The sequence below is a fragment of the Burkholderia sp. BCC1998 genome (assembly GCF_905339875.1).
Taxonomy (GTDB): Bacteria; Pseudomonadota; Gammaproteobacteria; order Burkholderiales; family Burkholderiaceae; genus Burkholderia.
Genome location: NZ_CAJPHE010000006.1, coordinates 281350 through 299289, shown reverse-complemented (window position 1 = coordinate 299289; position 17940 = coordinate 281350). Strand labels below are relative to the sequence as shown.

The 17940-nt window shown below is 67.0% G+C and carries 14 protein-coding genes; 6 read left to right on the top strand and 8 right to left on the bottom strand.

Annotated elements, in window-relative coordinates:
• Positions 1-3: 3 nt before the first annotated feature.
• Positions 4-1221 (bottom strand): multidrug efflux RND transporter periplasmic adaptor subunit CeoA, encoded by a 1218-nt coding sequence (gene ceoA, locus U5A56_RS14065; protein ID WP_044845762.1) that lies wholly within the window; start codon positions 1219-1221, stop codon positions 4-6.
• Between the two features lie 32 nt (positions 1222-1253).
• Entirely contained in the window at positions 1254-2114 is an 861-nt protein-coding gene (locus U5A56_RS14060) for an alpha/beta hydrolase (RefSeq protein ID WP_044845763.1), read from the bottom strand.
• A 173-nt stretch (positions 2115-2287) separates the two neighbouring features.
• Here U5A56_RS14060 and ceoR point away from each other — a divergent pair, with 173 nt between their 5' ends.
• Together ceoR and U5A56_RS14050 are read left to right on the top strand one after the other, a co-directional pair.
• Entirely contained in the window at positions 2288-3292 is a 1005-nt protein-coding gene (gene ceoR / locus U5A56_RS14055; protein WP_257772671.1) for a putative multidrug efflux transcriptional regulator CeoR, read from the top strand.
• A 416-nt stretch (positions 3293-3708) separates the two neighbouring features.
• Positions 3709-4005: a DUF4148 domain-containing protein gene (locus tag U5A56_RS14050; RefSeq protein WP_321922893.1), complete on the top strand. Its 297-nt coding sequence runs from the start codon at positions 3709-3711 to the stop codon at positions 4003-4005.
• Positions 4006-4232: 227 nt separating this feature from the next.
• Here U5A56_RS14050 and U5A56_RS14045 read toward each other — a convergent pair whose 3' ends face one another.
• The 3 genes from U5A56_RS14045 to selD all read right to left on the bottom strand — a co-directional run bounded on the left by U5A56_RS14045 (position 4233) and on the right by selD (position 7273).
• On the bottom strand, positions 4233-5300 hold the full coding sequence (locus U5A56_RS14045) for a purine-nucleoside phosphorylase (RefSeq protein ID WP_044845766.1): 1068 nt from the start codon (positions 5298-5300) through the stop codon (positions 4233-4235).
• Between the two features lie 245 nt (positions 5301-5545).
• Positions 5546-6136 carry a LysE family translocator gene (locus tag U5A56_RS14040; RefSeq protein ID WP_044845767.1) on the bottom strand — a complete coding sequence of 197 codons (591 nt, stop codon included), beginning with the start codon at positions 6134-6136 and terminating at the stop codon, positions 5546-5548.
• Between the two features lie 72 nt (positions 6137-6208).
• Positions 6209-7273, bottom strand: a complete 1065-nt coding sequence (gene selD / locus U5A56_RS14035; RefSeq protein ID WP_124520046.1) for a selenide, water dikinase SelD — start codon at positions 7271-7273, stop codon at positions 6209-6211.
• Positions 7274-7378: 105 nt separating this feature from the next.
• Here selD and U5A56_RS14030 point away from each other — a divergent pair, with 105 nt between their 5' ends.
• Positions 7379-8215 (top strand): DMT family transporter, encoded by an 837-nt coding sequence (locus U5A56_RS14030; protein WP_124486154.1) that lies wholly within the window; start codon positions 7379-7381, stop codon positions 8213-8215.
• Positions 8216-8458: 243 nt separating this feature from the next.
• On the opposite strand, the gene U5A56_RS14025 is transcribed toward U5A56_RS14030, so the two are convergent.
• Positions 8459-9967 carry a PLP-dependent aminotransferase family protein gene (locus tag U5A56_RS14025; protein WP_124486153.1) on the bottom strand — a complete coding sequence of 503 codons (1509 nt, stop codon included), beginning with the start codon at positions 9965-9967 and terminating at the stop codon, positions 8459-8461.
• A gap of 120 nt (positions 9968-10087) precedes the next feature.
• On the opposite strand from U5A56_RS14025, the gene U5A56_RS14020 reads away from it, so the two are divergent.
• The 3 genes from U5A56_RS14020 (at position 10088) to U5A56_RS14010 (ending at position 14250) form a co-directional block, all read left to right on the top strand.
• Complete coding sequence (locus U5A56_RS14020) at positions 10088-11377, top strand: 4-aminobutyrate--2-oxoglutarate transaminase (RefSeq protein WP_044845769.1); 1290 nt, start codon at positions 10088-10090, stop codon at positions 11375-11377.
• Positions 11378-11466: 89 nt separating this feature from the next.
• Positions 11467-12936 carry an NADP-dependent succinate-semialdehyde dehydrogenase gene (gene gabD / locus U5A56_RS14015; protein ID WP_044845770.1) on the top strand — a complete coding sequence of 490 codons (1470 nt, stop codon included), beginning with the start codon at positions 11467-11469 and terminating at the stop codon, positions 12934-12936.
• 507 nt (positions 12937-13443) lie between these two features.
• The gene (locus U5A56_RS14010; RefSeq protein ID WP_321922889.1) at positions 13444-14250 is read left to right on the top strand and encodes a hypothetical protein; all 807 of its coding nucleotides are present in this window, start codon (positions 13444-13446) and stop codon (positions 14248-14250) included.
• Positions 14251-14322: 72 nt separating this feature from the next.
• Here U5A56_RS14010 and U5A56_RS14005 read toward each other — a convergent pair whose 3' ends face one another.
• Both U5A56_RS14005 and U5A56_RS14000 read right to left on the bottom strand, forming a co-directional pair.
• Positions 14323-15867, bottom strand: coding sequence for a PAS domain-containing methyl-accepting chemotaxis protein (locus U5A56_RS14005; RefSeq protein WP_044845772.1), 1545 nt, complete (start codon positions 15865-15867; stop codon positions 14323-14325).
• A gap of 420 nt (positions 15868-16287) precedes the next feature.
• A complete protein-coding gene (locus U5A56_RS14000) occupies positions 16288-17832 on the bottom strand; it encodes a methyl-accepting chemotaxis protein (RefSeq protein ID WP_321922887.1) in 1545 nt (514 codons plus the stop codon).
• Positions 17833-17940 lie beyond the last annotated feature (108 nt).

Below are 17940 nucleotides of genomic sequence, written 5' to 3'. Positions count from 1 at the left end.
CGCTTACGATTCCGCCTTCGCCGGTGCGGCCGGCTTCGCGTTGTCCGCGAGCGGCGCGGACGGCGCATCGCCGCCCGTCATCGGGACCATGTGCGGCTTCACCTGCTCGCCCGGCCGCACGCGCTGCGTGCCGTTCACGATCACGCGATCGCCGGCGGCGAGGCCGCTCACGATCACGCGCCGGTTGCCGTGCTGCATGCCCTGCTGCACTTCGCGATACGACACGCGGCCCTGCTGGTCGACGACGAACACGAACTTCTTGTCCTGGTCGGTGTTGATCGCCGCATCGTCGACGAGCAGCGCCTCGTGCGGTGCGCTGCCGCCCACCTTCACGCGCGCGTAGAGCCCGGGGACGAGCGTGCCGTCCGCGTTGTCGAAGCGCGCGCGCACGCGGATCGTGCCGGACGACGTGTCGAGCCGGTTGTCGACCGAGTCGATCTCGCCGCTGCGTGAATAGCCGGTTTCGTTCGCGAGGCCGAGCTCGACCGGCACCTTGCGGCCGTTGCGCGCGCCGTTGATGTATTGCAGGTAGGTCTGCTCGTCCGCGTCGAACGACGCGTAGATCGGCGACACCGACACCAGCGTCGTCAGCGGCGCGGCGGACGCGCCGGCCGACACGACGTTGCCGAGCGTGATTTCCGCGCGCGACACGCGGCCCGACACGGGTGCGGTGATGCGCGTATAGCCGAGGTTGATGCGCGCCGTTTCCAGCGCGGCTTCGGCGGCCTTCAGGTTCGCCGTCGCTTCGCGCGCCGCGTTCTGCTTCTCGTCGTAGTCGCGCTTCGCGATCGCGTTGTCGCCGATCAGCCGCTGCGCGCGCTGCCAGTCGCTCTGCGCGTAGCCGTTGCGGGCCTGCGCGGCGGCGAGCTGCGCGGCCGCGCGGTCGGTTTCCGCCTGGTACGGGCGCGGATCGATCACGAACAGCACGTCGCCCTTCTTCACGAGCGCGCCGTCCTTGAAGTTCACCGCGACGATCGTGCCCGACACCTGCGGGCGCACGTCGACTTTCTCGACCGCCTCGAGGCGGCCCGAATAGCCTTGCCAGTCGGTGACGGTCTGCGGCACGACGGTCGCGACGTCGACTTCGGGCAGCGGCGCTGCCGCCTTTTCGGGCGCGTTCGCGTTCACGCGCATCGCGCCGAACGTGCCGAGGCCGACGACGGCGAGCGTCGCGATCGCCGCGGTCGCGATTCGGGAGCGGGAGGTGCGTAGGATGGCCATGTGGATCTCCAATAAGCGTGGATTGGTTCTGGTTATTCGGAACGGTTCGGCTGGCGCGCCTGGAAGCGGCACTGGAAGAAGCGCACGGCTTCCTCGAGCGCGGCCTCGTGCGTCGCGAGCGCCGCGTGCGTGACGTCCGGGTAGCGGATCACCTGCGTGAGCACGCCCGATGAAATCAGGCAGCCCGCATATTTCTCCGCTTCGACGTGCAGCACGTCGTTCTGCGCGGTGACGACGAGCGTCGGCGGCAGGCCCGCGAGGCGCACCGATTCGAGCGGCGCCGCATACGGGTGCATGCGCTGCGCCGCCTGCGGCAGATAGGCGCGATAACAGGCCGCGCATTCGCGCGCGGTGATGTCCGACGCAAGGCGTTCGGCGTCGCCGATGCGCGTCATGCTCGGGTCGAGCATCGGCCCGAACAGGGCCTGCGCGGCGATCGACACTTCGCCGCGATCGCGCGCGATGAACGCGAGACAGTTCGCGAGCTGGCCGCCCGCATCGTGCCCCGCGACGCCGATCTTCTTCGGATTGCCGCCGAACGCGCGGGCGCGCGTCGCGGCCCACACGGCCGCGCGATACGCATCCTCCGGCGCGGCCGGAAAAGGAAAGGCCGGCGCGAGCGAATAATCGACCGACACTACGAGAGCCGGTAAGCGTTCTGCTAAAAAGCGCGCGGCGAAATCGGCGTCATCCAGCGTGCCGCGCACGAAACCGCCGCCGTGGAAGTAAAGCACTACCGGCAATCCGGTCTTGTCCGCGCGCCGATAGAGGCGCAGCACGATGTCCTGCGCGTAGCCGGGGATTTCCACCTCCGCGACCGTCAGTGCCGCGCCGGCTCTGGCTTCGGCGGGCAATGCGGCTTTCAGGAATTTGCTGAATTCAGAAGCGTCCATGACGATGCAGCATCCATTTCGAGATGGAACGAATTCTGGGTCCGGCAGACATCCGGATAAATGCCTATAATCCGGCAACACAATTCAACGCCCCCGAACAATCCAGGCTGCGCTTACCCATGAGGTAGCGCAGCCTTGTCGTTCGGGCGGCAAATTAGATTGCGGAGGTTGTGATGGACCGGCTTCAGGCCATGCAGGTGTTTACTCGCGTCGTCGATACAAGCAGCTTCACCAAGGCAGCAGAGTCGCTCAGCCTGCCGCGGGCGTCCGTCACGACGATCATCCAGAATCTCGAAGCCTTCCTCGGCGTGCGGCTGATGCACCGGACCACGCGCCGGCTGTCGCTCACGCCGGACGGGGCCGCGTACTACGAACGCTGCGTGCGGATCCTCGCCGATGTCGAGGAAACCGAAGCAAGCTTCCAGAACAACAACCGCAAGCCGCACGGAAAGTTGCGTATCGACATGCCGGGCTCGATCGGGCGGCTGCTGGTGATTCCGTCGCTGTGCGAATTCCACACGCGCTATCCGGACATCGACCTGCAGCTCGGCCTGTCCGACCGGCCGGTCGACCTGCTGCAGGAAGGCGTCGACTGCGTGATCCGCGTCGGTGCGCTGCAGGATTCGTCGCTGGTTGCGCGCCGGGTCGGATTGTTCGAGTGCGTGTCGGTCGCTGCGCCCGCGTATCTCGAGAAGTTCGGCGAGCCGCGAACGATCGAGGATCTGAACGACCACAAGGCCGTCAACTACTTCTCGAGCCGCACGGGCCGTACGATCGACTGGACGTTCCTGACCGACGGCAACGAAGTCGAGGTCAAGATGAACGCGATCGTGTCGGTCAACGATGCCGATGCGTACGTGACGTGCGGGCTCGAAGGCTTCGGCCTGATCCAGCCGCCGCTGTTCATGGTGCTGCCGCACCTCCGCGACGGCCGGCTCAAGGAAGTGCTGCCCGGCCTCAAGCCGCTGCCGATGCCGATCTCGGTCGTGTATCCGCACAGCCGGCACCTGTCGCCGAAGGTACGCGTGTTCGTCGACTGGATCGCCGAAGTGTTCGACCGCTGCCCGCTGCTGAGCGGCAAGGGCAGCCTCGACGCGACGTGCAGCAAGCGCACGTTCGAGGAAGCCGAGCGCGCACCGGCGCTCGACACGCCGGTCATCAACGAGTGGGTCGCGTAATCGTCTGAACCGCGGTGCGCGGGCTGTGCGGCCCGCGCGCCGTCCTGCCTTCGCGCCGCCACGGCGTCACGTTCGTGCCGCCTTCCCCGCCGCACAGCGCCTTTCCTGAATCCGCATCACACCTTTGCGCCGTGCACGGCAATCGGCCGCGTGCGTGACGGCGCGCGCCGCGCGACATCGCCGGGAGCCCCGCTGCAGGCGGCTGTGCGCGATTTTCGAGTAACCCTGCCGACAGTACGGATCGCGATTGTTCCACCATCACGACAATTCAATTCGCGTCAGCCGCATTTATCGCGCCTGAACGTCCCCCTAGAGTAAACCCTGTCGCGCACCTCGTTGCGCATCGAACAGATCCCGCTTGACGGGACCGGAGCAAGCGCCGACGCGCCAACTCCGACCAACACAGGAGTTACGTCATGAACCGCCGCCATCTTCTCTCCGCCGTCGCACTCGCACTCGCCGTGTCCGCACCGGCCTTCGCCGATACGACCACCCTGCACGCAGGCGACTACGCGAACACGTCGTGGTACGCGCAGCACAACAACGGCCCGCGCACGCGCGCCGAAGTCAGCGCGGAAGTCGAGCAGGCCCGCCGCGACGGCACGCTGGCCTGGCTGCGCAAGGCGAATTCGTATCCGCAAGGGCTCGAACTCGCGCAAGGCCCGTATCGCCCGACACCGGAAGGCAACCAGCTCGCCGGCGCAGGCCGTTGAGCATCGGTCAACGCGCAACGCCGCGCAGCGGATGATCCGCGGCGCGGCGTCGAGACACCGCCATCGAACACCCGATTAGTCAGTTAGTTGCAGGAGCCTGTGATGAACGATCAACTTCCTTCGCCGCTCGATCATTGGGACGACACGACGCCCGTCTGGACGCCGTTTCGTTCCGCGCCGCACGCGCATTGAACTTCGCGTCGATCTCTCGCTGAAGACGCTGGCCTTCAACGGCGCGGCACGCCGTCGCGCCATTCGCCCCAGTGCGTCACGATGTCCTGAACGAGCGGATTGCCCGCGCGGTACAGGTTTTCGGTCGCCGGGGCGAAACCACCCTGGTCCGCATAGTTCAGCAGATTGTCTGCGCTCGTCTGCCCTGCATACGGCCGGTCGAAATCGGAACCCGTGCGCAGCACCGCGACGCGCGACAGGTCGACCCGCTTCACGCTCGCCGCGCGCTTGAGCGCTTCATACGTCGCGTTGTCTTCCTGTGCGGTCATGCAATAGGTGCCCTTGCCGTCGGTGAGGATCTTGGTCCACTGACGCGCGCGCTCGCCGATCAGCGTGCCCGAGAACCACGTATTGCCCGATGACGTGTCGCACTGGATCACCGTCGGCGGCCGATTCGCCGGCGCATACGTGAACTTCGCGCGCGCGGCCTGGGCCTGCGCGCTGTCGGCGAGCACGACGTTGCGCGACAGCGCATACGCGGCATCGGTCAGCTGCGGGTTGAGCTGGAATACTTCGGTGCGGTAATCGAGCGGCGGCTTGTCGTTCGGGCTCTTCGTATTGATGCCGAGAAAGCCGGTATTCCAGCCGGCCGGAATCTCGCGCGCATCGAGCTCCCACTGCAGGCTGAAGTCGACCAGGTATTTCGACCAGGCGGCGGAGCCGACCGTGCCTTGCGCGGGGTCGACGCCCGCGATGCCCGACACGAGGAAGTACGTGCGGCGCAGGTCGAAACGCTGCGAGAACGTGAGCGCCATGATCGTCGCGGACGCGTTCGCATAGCCCATGCCGGTCGTCACCACGCACACGTCCTGCTTGTTGCAGTGAACGGCCGGATAGTCGGGCGACAGGCCGGGCACGGTGATGTCGCGCCACGGGCCGAGCCGGTCGAGCCATGCCTGGCCTTCCGGACCGAACATCGTGATGATCATGACCTTGACCGGGCGGCCCTGTGCACCGGTCTCGGCGAATGCAGCGTTGCCCTGGTTGTTCTGCGCAATCGACGGCGCGGTCGCACAGGCGGCAAGCGAGAATGCAGCTGCGGAAAGGATGGAGCGAGTCAGCATCGGCGTTCCTTGTTTCGGTGATGTTGGGTGAGAACGGCTCTCGGAGACTGCGCGAGGGAGTATAGAACGCGTGTGTGCGATGCGGAACCCGACTACGAAACGGCGGGCGGTGTTTCGTCTCGCGATTGTTGTACGCCCGGTTCGCATGCCGCCTGACAAAAAAATCAGGAATGCTACTCGGTTGATCGATATGAAATCGCCACATCTTCCGCCAATGATCGTGACCGACGACTGCGCTCGAGCCGCTAGACGCGAAGCATCCCCGCAACGCCATAACCGAGCACGACCAGTGCGGCCACCACATGACTCGCGGCGAGCCATCGCGGTGACTTCACGATGCGCCCGATTGCGCTGCCGCCGAACGCGAACACGAGTTGCCCGGCGAGACTGCCGGCAAACACGCACGCGGCACCGAGCAGCCAGTGCCGATGCGCACCGGCCGCTGCGGTGGCATAGCCATAGAACAGCAGGATGGTCAGCGGATTCGCGAGCGTGACGAAGAACATCGACGTGAACGGGCGCGCGCCCGGCGGCGGCGCGGCGCCGTTCAGCGTGCGGCGCCGATCCTGCAACGCGCGCCACAGCATGCGTGCGCCCATTGCAAGCAACACGAGCGCGCCGACGAAGCGGAACAGCGGCAGGTGCGACGCGAGCGTGCTCGCGAGCATCGCGCCAATGGTGAACGCGACGAGCGCATAGCAGCCGTCGGCCGACGCCACGCCCATTGCCGCGCGCACGCCGCTCGCGGTGCCGGCGCGCATCCCGTAGTTCGCGATCATCAGCGCGACGGGCCCGACCGACAGCGCGATCATCAGCCCGAACAGGAAATCGTTCATCGGTCGTCGATGCCTTCGAGGGAAGGCATCGATTCTAGCGACCGACAGCAATCCAGCGTGAAAAAAACCGCGTCAGGCGACGTCGACGCGCGCGGGCCCGTCCACCATCTCGCCGATCACGGCCGCGCGGTCGAAGCCGTCGGCGCGGAAGCACGCGAGCACGTCGTCGACGGCATCCGGCGCGCACGCGACCAGCAGGCCGCCGGACGTCTGCGGATCGGTCAGCAGCGCCTGCGCGACGGGCGGCAGCCCGTCGGCGAGCCGCACGTCGGCGCCATATGCGGCCCAGTTGCGGCCCGATGCGCCGGTGAACACGCCGTCGGCGACGAACGCCTCGACGCCCGCCAGCCACGGCAGCGACGCGTAATGCACGCGTGCGGTCAGCTTCGCGCCGCGCGCCAGTTCGAGCGTATGGCCGAGCAGCCCGAAGCCCGTGACGTCGGTCAGCGCATGCACGCCCGGCAGCGCGGCGAGTTCGGCGCCCGGCCGGTTCAGCTTGGTGGTCGTCGCCACCATCTGCGCGTAGCCCGCGTCGTCGAGCTGGTTCTTCTTCAGCGCGGCCGACAGCACGCCGACGCCGAGCGGCTTGCCGAGCACGAGCACGTCACCCGCGCGCGCGGCCGCATTGCGCTTAACGCGCGACGGATGCACGACGCCGATCGCCGCGAGCCCGTAGATCGGCTCGACCGAATCGATCGAATGACCGCCCGCGACCGGAATGCCGGCATCCGCGCACACCGATTCGCCGCCGCGCAACACGGCCGCGATCGTCTCGTGCGGCAGCACGTTGATCGGCATCCCGACCAGCGCGAGCGCGAGAATCGGCTTGCCGCCCATCGCGTAGACGTCGGACAGCGCGTTGGTTGCAGCGATACGGCCGAAGTCGAACGGATCGTCGACGATCGGCATGAAGAAGTCGGTCGTCGCGACGATCGCCTGCTCGTCGTTCAGCCGGTAGACGGCCGCGTCGTCGGAGGTCTCGGTGCCGACCAGCAGGTCCGGGAACAGCGCGGGCGGCGTCGCCCGCTTCAGCAGCTCGGACAGCACGCCCGGCGCGATCTTGCAGCCGCAGCCGCCGCCATGCGACAGGCTCGTGAGGCGCGGAACGGCGGGCGGGGTGAGGGGGGCTTCGGTCATCGTCGGCATCCGGTGAATAACAACGTTCTATTATCGACAATTCCGCGCGAGCGCGCCCGACACCCACATAATTGACGGCGCCCGCCCTCGTCCGCTCGCTCATTCATGGATCACCTGTTCATCGGCCTCGTGCTGTGCTCCGCCCTCTTGCACGCGATCTGGAATGCATTCCTCCACGTGAGCGAAGACCGTCTCGTCCAGCTCGGCACGATGTCGCTGCCGTATCTCGCGTTCGGCATTGCGGGCGTTGTACTGCTGCCCGCGCCGGCGCCCGCCGCGTGGCCGTATGTCGCGGCGTCGGCCGTGCTCGAGGTCGCGTACTGCTTCACGCTGGCGCGTGCATACCGCAACGGCGAGTTCGGGCAGATCTACCCGATCGCGCGCGGGATCTCGCCGCTGCTCGTATCGGTGCTGGCGCTCGCGATGCTGCACGAGCGACCGACGCCGTTCGGCTTCGCGGGCATCGCGCTCGTGTCGTTCGGCATCATGTCGCTCGCGTTGCGGCGCGGCTTCCGGTTCTCTGGCGAAGGCGTGCCGTACGCACTGCTCACGGGCGTGTTCATCGCCGCATATTCGATCTGCGACGGCATCGGCTCGCGTGTGTCGGGCAGCGCGCTCGGCTATATCGCGTGGGTTTATCTGCTGTGGAGCGTGCCGCAGCTCGTGCTGGTGTGTGCGATGCGCGGCGGCCCGCGCGTGGTGTTCGGTTCGCGCGCGTCGCTGCGGCAAGGCGCGATCGCCGGCACGATCTCGCTCGCCGCCTATGGAATCGTGATTCTCGCGTACCGGCATCTGCCGGTCGCGACGGTATCGGCGCTGCGCGAGACAAGCTCGATCTTCGCGGTCGCGATCGGCTGGTTCGTGATGCGCGAGCGGCCCGGCGCGCAGCGGCTCGCAGCATGCGCGCTGGTGGTCGCGGGCGCGGCGTTGATCCGGCTTTGACGCGCGTGCGTATGCCCTCAGGAAGGACCGGCAGTCACGGCAGGTCCGGTGCACTCGGCAGTTGGGCCGTTGTGTGCTTGCCGCCGAGGTTTTTCCAGGCGAGGCAATTGTCTCCGCACCACGGAGACAATTGCCCTGAACCTGCTTGAAAACGCTGATCCATATCGACTTCCTCTCATACGTGACTTTCGCATCGCGCTCTGCCGTCTCGAGCGTTGGTCGTCACCGCAACAGCCGCACACGTCAAGCCGCCGCAATCATCCCGTCGAACGCCCGCTCGTCGATCGCCTCGGCCAGCGTCGCGAACGCCGTCGCGATCTCGTCCTCCGGCACGCACGCATAGCCGAGCAGCAAGCCCGACGCCGCGCGTTCGCGCTCCGCGTAATAACCGGACAGCGGCCGCACGACGATGTTGCGTTCGAGCGCGGCCTGCGCGACCGCGCGATCGTCGACCCCGTCCGGCAGCCGCGTGACGAGATGCAGCCCCGCATCGCTGCCGAGTGCCTGCAGCGTGTCGCCGTAGCGGCGCGCGACCGCATCGAGCAGCACCTCGCGGCGCTGCCCGTACAGCGTGCGCATCTTGCGGATATGCGACACGAAGTGCCCTTCCGCGATGAACTCGGCGAGCACCGCCTGCTGCAGCAGCTGCCCTTCGCGATACAGCTCGGCGCTCGCGGTCGCGAAGCTTTCCGCGAGCGGCTCTGGCGCGACGAGGTAACCGACGCGCAGCCCCGGGAACAGCGTCTTGCCGAAACTGCCGACGTAGATCACCTGCCCGGCCGTATCGAGCCCCTGCAGCGACGCGAGCGGCCGGCTGCCGTAGCGGAATTCGCTGTCGTAGTCGTCCTCGATGATCCAGCAGCCGTGCTGGCGCGCGTATTCGAGCAGCATCCGCCGCCGCGCGAGGCTCATCACCATCCCGAGCGGATACTGGTGCGACGGCGTGACGAGCATCAGCTTCGGCGGCTCGGCGAGATCGGCGGCCGACGGCGCGATCCCTTCGTCGTCGACCGGAATCGGCCGCGTGGTCAGCCCCGACACGTTCAGCACGCTGCGCACGCCCCAGTAGCACGGATCCTCGGTCCAGATCGCGTCGCCCGGATCGGTCAGGAGCCGCACCGCGAGGTCGATCGACTGGTGGATCCCGGTCGTGATCACGATCTGCTCGGGCGTGCAGCGCACCGAACGCGACGTGCGCAGGTAGTCGGCCAGCGCCTCGCGCAACAGCGCGAGGCCGCCGCCCGGCGCGTAGGTCAGCAAATCGGGGCGCAATCTCCGCCAGTACTTGTTGTGCAGCCGCGTCCACACGCGCGCCGGAAAGCGCGACACATCGGGCACGCCGGGCATGAACGCGCCGCCCTGGCGCTTCGACACGCCCGCGCCCTCGACGAGCCGCGTGCCGCGCGCGGACAGCCGCCGCGCGGACGATGGCGCCACCGCCGGGCCGGCGGCCGGGTCGGGCGACGCGCCGACGATCTCGTCCGGCGCGCTGTCGGCGACGAACGTGCCGCGCCCCGTCGCCGAGTTCACATAGCCTTCGAGCGCAAGCTGTTCGTAAACCTGCGTGACCGTGTTGCGGGCGATCCCGAGCTCGGCCGCCAGCAGCCGCGACGACGGCACGCGCGTGCCGGCCGGCAGTTCCCGCGACAGGATCGCCTGCTGCAGCAGCCGATGCAGCTGCCGGTAGATCGGCTGTTCGCCGCCGCGCACGAGGCGCTGCGCCAGCCAGTCCGACAACACGCTTGCGCGCATGATTGGCTCCTGAATATTTATTGAAATGGCTCTGATTGCCAGAGCCAAATGTGATTATAGTCGCCTCCATGGGCTGCCAATGCGGCCGATTTTTATCCCACCGGACAGAACATCAAGGAGATGACCGTGAAGAATGCCGACCTGCAGGCCCGCAAGAACGCCGCCACCCCGCGCGGCGTCGGCGTGATGTGCGATTTCTACGCAGCCCGCGCCGAGAACGCGGAGCTGTGGGATGTCGAAGGCCGCCGCTTCATCGATTTCGCCGCCGGCATCGCGGTGCTGAACACGGGCCACCGCCACCCGAAGATCGTCAAGGCGATCGCGGATCAACTGAACAGCTTCACGCACACCGCTTACCAGATCGTCCCGTACGCGTCGTACGTCGAGCTGGCGGAAAAGATCAACGAACGCGCGCCGGGCGACTTCCCGAAGAAGACCGCGTTCTTCACGACCGGCGCCGAAGCCGTCGAAAACGCGATCAAGATCGCGCGCGCCGCGACCGGCCGTCCGGGCGTGATCGCGTTCTCGGGCGGCTTCCACGGCCGCACGATGATGGGCATGGCGCTGACCGGCAAGGTCGCCCCGTACAAGCTGAACTTCGGCCCGTTCCCGGGCGACGTGTTCCACGCGCCGTACCCGAACGCGCTGCACGGCGTGACGACGGCCGACTCGATCAAGGCGATCGAGATGCTGTTCAAGGCCGACATCGATCCGAAGCGCGTCGCCGCGATCATCTTCGAACCGGTCCAGGGCGAAGGCGGCTTCAACCCGGCGCCGGCCGAGTTCGTGCGCGCGCTGCGCAAGATCTGTAACGAGCACGGCATCCTGCTGATCGCCGACGAAGTGCAAACGGGCTTCGCGCGTACCGGCAAGCTGTTCGCGATGCAGCACTACGACGTGCTGGCCGACCTGATCACGATGGCGAAGAGCCTCGCGGGCGGCATGCCGCTGTCGGGCGTCGTCGGCCGTGCGGACGTGATGGACGCAGCGGCGCCCGGCGGCCTCGGCGGCACCTATGCGGGCAACCCGCTGGCCGTCGCGTCGGCGCACGCGGTGCTCGAGATCATCGACGAAGAGAAGCTGTGCGACCGTGCAACGCAACTCGGCGACGTGCTGAAGGCAAAGCTGAATTCGCTGCAGGCCGACGTGCCGCAGATCGCCGACGTGCGCGGCCCGGGCGCGATGATCGCGGTCGAGTTCCTGAAGCCGGGTTCGGGCGAGCCGGACGCGGAATTCACGAAGCGCGTGCAGACGCGCGCGCTCGAGCGCGGGCTGCTGCTGCTCGTGTGCGGCGTGTACTCGAACGTCGTGCGCTTCCTGTTCCCGCTGACGATCCCGCAGGCCGTGTTCGACGAAGCGCTCGTGATCCTCGAGGAAGTGCTGAAGGAAACGGTCGGCGTGCCGGCCTGAGTTCCGGTCCACGTCAACTGAATGCGCCGCCGCCGTCGTCAGGACGGCGGCGGCCTTTTTATCCGTCATTTTCAAGGCAGGCGATTCATATGAGCACCGTTCAGGAAACCCTGGCACTGAAAGATCCGTCGCTGTTCCGCCAGCAGGCGTATGTCAACGGCGAATGGCAAGGCGCGGCGAACGGCGAGTCGTTCGAGGTCCGCAACCCGGCAACCGGCGGCCTGCTCGGCACCGTGCCGGCGATGGGCACGGCCGAGACACGCCACGCAATCGAGGCCGCGAACGCCGCATGGCCGGCATGGCGCAAGAAGACCGCGAAGGAGCGCGCGGCGATCCTGCGCAAGTGGCACGACCTGATGATGGAAAACGCCGACGACCTCGCGCTGATCCTGACCACCGAGCAGGGCAAGTCGCTCGCCGAGGCGAAGGGCGAGATCGGCTACGCGGCGTCGTTCCTCGAGTGGTTCGCGGAGGAAGGCAAGCGCGTGTACGGCGACACGATCCCGACGCCGGCGAGCGACAAGCGCATCGTCGTGACGAAGGAAGCGATCGGCGTGTGCGCGGCGATCACGCCGTGGAATTTCCCGGCGGCGATGATCACCCGCAAGGTCGGTCCGGCGCTCGCGGCAGGCTGCCCGATCGTCGTGAAGCCGGCTGAAGCGACGCCGTTCTCGGCCCTCGCGATGGCCGTGCTGGCCGAACGCGCGGGCGTGCCGGCCGGCGTGTTCAGCGTCGTCACGGGCGACCCGAAGGCGATCGGCGGCGAGCTGACGTCGAACCCGATCGTGCGCAAGCTGTCGTTCACCGGCTCGACGCCGGTCGGCCGCCTGCTGATGTCGCAATGCGCGGCGACGGTCAAGAAGGTGTCGCTGGAACTCGGCGGCAACGCACCGTTCATCGTGTTCGACGACGCCGATCTCGATGCCGCCGTGCAGGGCGCGATCGCATCGAAGTACCGCAACAGCGGCCAGACGTGCGTGTGCACGAACCGCTTTTACGTGCACGAAGCCGTGTACGACCAGTTCGCGCAGAAGCTCGCGGCGGCGGTCGGCCAGCTGAAGGTCGGCCGCGGCACGGAGCCGGGCGTCACGCAGGGTCCGCTGATCAACGAAGCGGCCGTGCTGAAGGTCGAGGCGCACATCGAGGACGCGCTCGCGAAGGGCGCGACCGTCGTGACGGGCGGCAAGCGCCACGCGCTCGGCCACGGCTTCTTCGAGCCGACCGTGCTGACGGGCGTCACGCCGGCGATGAAGGTCGCGAAGGAAGAGACGTTCGGGCCGCTCGCGCCGCTGTTCAAGTTCGGCAGCGACGACGAGGTGATCCGCCTCGCGAACGACACCGAGTTCGGTCTCGCCGCGTACTTCTACAGCCGCGACATCGGCCGCGTGTGGAAGGTCGCCGAAGCGCTCGAGTACGGGATGGTCGGCGTGAACACGGGCCTGATCTCGAACGAAGTCGCGCCGTTCGGCGGCGTCAAGCAGTCGGGCCTCGGCCGTGAGGGCTCGCACTACGGCATCGACGACTACGTCGTGATCAAGTACCTCTGCCTCGCCGTCTGACGGTTCGGGGCCTGGCGCTTCGGCGACAGGCCCTGACCGCCCGGCCGGAACCGGGCGGTCACGACGCGGGCCGGTACCTCCTCTCCGCCGTGCCCGCGTCACCTTGCCGTGCGCGATGTCGGCACGCGTTCCGTGCGCGACGTCGATGCCGCATCGGCCAAACGTCATGCCGTTCGGCAATTTCGTTCAAGTCTGATTTCTCGTTCCGCTGCCAGCCGCTAGATTGAGCGTTCCACCTCGATCCGGTTTGCCTGCGCATGAACAGTTCCTCCATCCGCCCGACCTGCGTATCCCCCGCGCACCGCGCCCTCGTCGCGCTTCCTCGCACCCGTCCCGGCATCGCGCCCCGCACGAAGGGAGCCCGCACATGAGCGTCGGATCAGCCGATCGTCGTACGTGCCCGCCCGAGGAAAAGCGCGGCGGGCCGAGCAATCACCAGCCGTTCAATGTCATCTATGACGGGCCCGCGCTCGGCGAGCACCGGATGGACGTGGTGACCTCGCACCGGTGCTGCTCGCGATCGCCGACCTGTTCTCGTCCGCCAACAAGGAACTCAATGGCGACCACTCCGAGGTTCGTCTCGAGGTCAGGGGCGGCTTCAAGTCCGGCTCGTTCCATGCAGAGCTGATCTTCGTCCAGTCGCTCGCGAGCCAGATCCGCGACCTGTTCGCCGGGCCGAACGCCAATGCGTTCAGCAACGCACCGGCAATCCTCGCCGCATTGGGGATCATCGGTGGCGGCGGGCTGATCGGCCTCATTCGCACGCTGCGCGGGCGCAAACCGCATCGCACCGAGCCGGACGGAGCGCATGTCAGGATCTGGATGTCGGAGCAGGAATGCTTCGTCGTCGATGAACCCATCGTCCGGCTGTATCGGAACCGGGCCGTTCGCGTCAACCTGCAGAAAATGCTCTCGCCGCTCGAACATGACGGCATCGACAGCTTCGGCATCGTCCGCGACGACATCGTCGAACTCTCGATCGAACGCGACGAACTCGGTACGTTCGCGAGCAGCGACGATCCCGGCGAAATCGTCACCGACACGATCGCACTCAAGATGTTGAAGCTCGAATCCGTCGTGTTCAAGGACGGCAACAAATGGCGCGTGCACGACGGCACGTCCGCGTTCTATGCGTCGCTGGACGACGAACGGTTCATCGCGAAGATCGATGCCGGCGAGCGCTTCGGAAAGGGCGACGTGCTGGTCGTCGATCTGCGCCAGACGCAGATCGTCACCGACGACGGGCTTCGCAACGAATACCGGATCGTCAAGGTTCGCGAGCACCGTGCACCGTTGCAACCGGCGCTGATTTGATCTGCGCCCCCGTGGAGGTGACGCGCGGGCCGCGCGTCTCCGCCGTGCCCGCGTCACCTGGCTTGCCCGCCTTCAACGAAACACGTTCACCGCATCCACAAGCCGCGTCGCCTGCTGCTTCAGGCTTTCCGACGCCGCCGCGCTCTGCTCGACCAGCGCCGCGTTCTGCTGCGTGATGTTGTCCAGATGCACGACCGCCTGGTCGACCTGCGCGACCCCGGTGCTCTGCTCGGCCGTCGACGAGCTGATCTCCGCGATCAGGTCCGACACGCGCTTTACCTGCGTGACGATGTCCTCCATCGTCTTGCCCGCGCCGTCGACGATCCGTGCGCCCGACTCGACCCGCTCGACACTCGCGCCGATCAGTGTCTTGATTTCCTTCGCCGCGTTCGCGCTGCGCTGCGCGAGCGCCCGCACCTCGCCGGCGACCACCGCGAAGCCGCGTCCCTGATCGCCCGCGCGCGCCGCCTCGACCGCCGCATTCAGCGCGAGGATGTTGGTCTGGAACGCGATGCCGTCGATCACGCCGATGATGTCGGAAATCTTGTGCGAACTCGCCGTGATGTCGCTCATCGTCGTGACGACTTCGCTCACCGCCCGTCCGCCGCGCTCGGCCGCCTCGCTCGCCGAAACCGACAACTGGTTCGCCTGCAGCGCCGTCTCCGCGTTGCTCGATACGGTGGCCGTCATCTCGGCCATCGACGCAGCCGTCTGCTGCACGCTGGTCGACGCCTGTTCGGTGCGCGCGCTCAGGTCGTTGTTGCCTTGCGCGATCTCGTTGCTCGCGCGTTGCACGTTGTGCACCTGCTCGCTGACGTCGTCGACGAGCCAGCGGAACATCAGCCCGAGCTGGTTGATCGTGCGCAGCGTCATGCCGATCTCGTCGACGCGGTTCATCGCCACGCCGGTGCGGCTCTCGCCGGTCGCGACGCGCAACGCCTGGTCGCGCAACTGAATCAGCGGACGCACGATCTGCGCGTCGAGCCACAGTCCGGCCGCCACCGCCACACCGACCGCCGCACCGGCAAACGCCGCGAGCCCGCCGCCGGTCAGCCCGCACGCCCACCCCGCGCCGACGACGGCCGGCGCCAGCACGCACAGGGTCGAATGAACGCGCGCACGCACCGACATCGTCTGAAACAGAGACGCGACACGCATCAGCCCGGTACGGACGATCAGCCCCTTGTGGAAACGGCGGTTGCCGGCCTTGCCTTCGCGGAAAGCGCGGTACAGCGCGTCGGCCGCCGCGATCTCGTCGCGCGACGCCTTGGTGCGCACCGACATGTAACCCGTCGGCTGCCCGTTGCGCATCACCGGCACCGTATTCGAACGGACCCAGTAATGATCGCCGTTCTTGCGACGGTTCTTCACGAGCGCGGTCCACGGTTCGCCGTTCTTCAGCGTCGCCCACATGTCGGCGAACGCCTCCTTCGGCATGTCCGGGTGCCGCACGACGTTGTGCGGCTGACCTTCGATCTCCTCGGGGGAAAATCCGCTGACCTGAATGAACGCGGCATTCGCGTACTTGATGTAACTGTCCGCGTCGGTGGTCGACATCAGCGTCGCGCCGTCGGGAAAATCGAATTCGCGTTGCGTGACAGGCTGGTTATTGCGCATGGTGTTGGAGTTCCCGGGTTGCGGATCTTTGCGTCCGCTTGTGGATTGAACCGAGACCGTCCGCATCGCGGTCGTCCCGCATGCGGTCGATCAGACTCCTGCGCTTTCGGCAAATCCGGCGAAAACATTATGCCGGCTTCGGGTAAATATGCATGAATTTCGCATCATCTTGATTCAGCCGAACATTTTGTTTATATGTAAATAAAATCCAGCTTTATCAAATACTTGCGCCATCAATCATCTGACTATCCCGGCGCTTGTTCCGACGGGATTCACGAGTCGATCCGGAATCGAGAATGCGAATCCCTCTCGTTTAATTCATGTAAATCGAAACGAAAATCGGGGATTTCGCCGCCTTGCCCTGATTTGCTTCGCGTTGCCTCGCAGTGGCGGGAGCGCGCTGGCGCGCGCGCCCGACGATCACCGAAACACGTTCACCGCGTCCACGAGCCGCGTCGCCTGCTGCTTCAGGCTTTCCGACGCCGCCGCGCTCTGCTCGACCAGCGCCGCGTTCTGCTGCGTGATGTTGTCCAGATGCACGACCGCCTGGTCGACCTGCGCGACCCCGGTGCTCTGCTCGGCCGTCGACGAGCTGATCTCCGCGATCAGGTCCGACACGCGCTTTACCTGCGTGACGATGTCCTCCATCGTCTTGCCCGCGCCGTCGACGATCCGTGCGCCCGACTCGACCCGCTCGACACTCGCGCCGATCAGTGTCTTGATTTCCTTCGCCGCGTTCGCGCTGCGCTGCGCGAGCGCCCGCACCTCGCCGGCGACCACCGCGAAGCCGCGTCCCTGATCGCCCGCGCGCGCCGCCTCGACCGCCGCATTCAGCGCGAGGATGTTGGTCTGGAACGCGATGCCGTCGATCACGCCGATGATGTCGGAAATCTTGTGCGAACTCGCCGTGATGTCGCTCATCGTCGTGACGACTTCGCTCACCGCCCGTCCGCCGCGCTCGGCCGCCTCGCTCGCCGAAACCGACAACTGGTTCGCCTGCAGCGCCGTCTCCGCGTTGCTCGATACGGTGGCCGTCATCTCGGCCATCGACGCAGCCGTCTGCTGCACGCTGGTCGACGCCTGTTCGGTGCGCGCGCTCAGGTCGTTGTTGCCTTGCGCGATCTCGTTGCTCGCGCGTTGCACGTTGTGCACCTGCTCGCTGACGTCGTCGACGAGCCAGCGGAACATCAGCCCGAGCTGGTTGATCGTGCGCAGCGTCATGCCGATCTCGTCGACGCGGTTCATCGCCACGCCGGTGCGGCTCTCGCCGGTCGCGACGCGCAACGCCTGGTCGCGCAACTGAATCAGCGGACGCACGATCTGCGCGTCGAGCCACAGTCCGGCCGCCACCGCCACACCGACCGCCGCACCGGCAAACGCCGCGAGCCCGCCGCCGGTCAGCCCGCACGCCCACCCCGCGCCGACGACGGCCGGCGCCAGCACGCACAGGGTCGAATGAACGCGCGCACGCACCGACATCGTCTGCGGCAGCGACGCGATGCGCAGCAGCCCGGTTCGGATGACCAATCCCTTGTGGAAACGGCGCTGGCCGGCCTTGCCTTCGCGGAACGCGCGGTACAGCGCGTCGGCCGCCGCGATCTCGTCGCGCGGCGCGCTGGTGCGCACCGACATGTAGCCCGTCGGCTGCCCGTCGCGCATCACCGGCACCGCGTTCGCGCGCACCCAGTAGTGATCGCCGTTCCTGCGGCGGTTCTTCACGAGCGCGGTCCACGGTTCGCCGTTCTTCAGCGTCGCCCACATGTCGGCGAACGCCTCTTTCGGCATGTCCGGGTGCCGCACGACGTTGTGCGGCTCGCCGACGAGTTCGTCGGTCGAGAAGCCGCTCACGTGCGCGAACGTCGTATTCGCGTATGTGATGATGCTGTCCGCATCGGTGGTCGACATCAGCGTGACGTCGTCGGGAAATTCGAATTCTTGTTGGGTGACAGGCTGGTTGTTGCGCATGCAGGGCTCCGAAAGGCGGATCCGGCTGCAGGATCCGCGCAGCGCGAAAATCACGCTCAGTAGCCGAAAAACGGTTTATCGCTTTACGACGGTCTCGTCCTTGCTGTC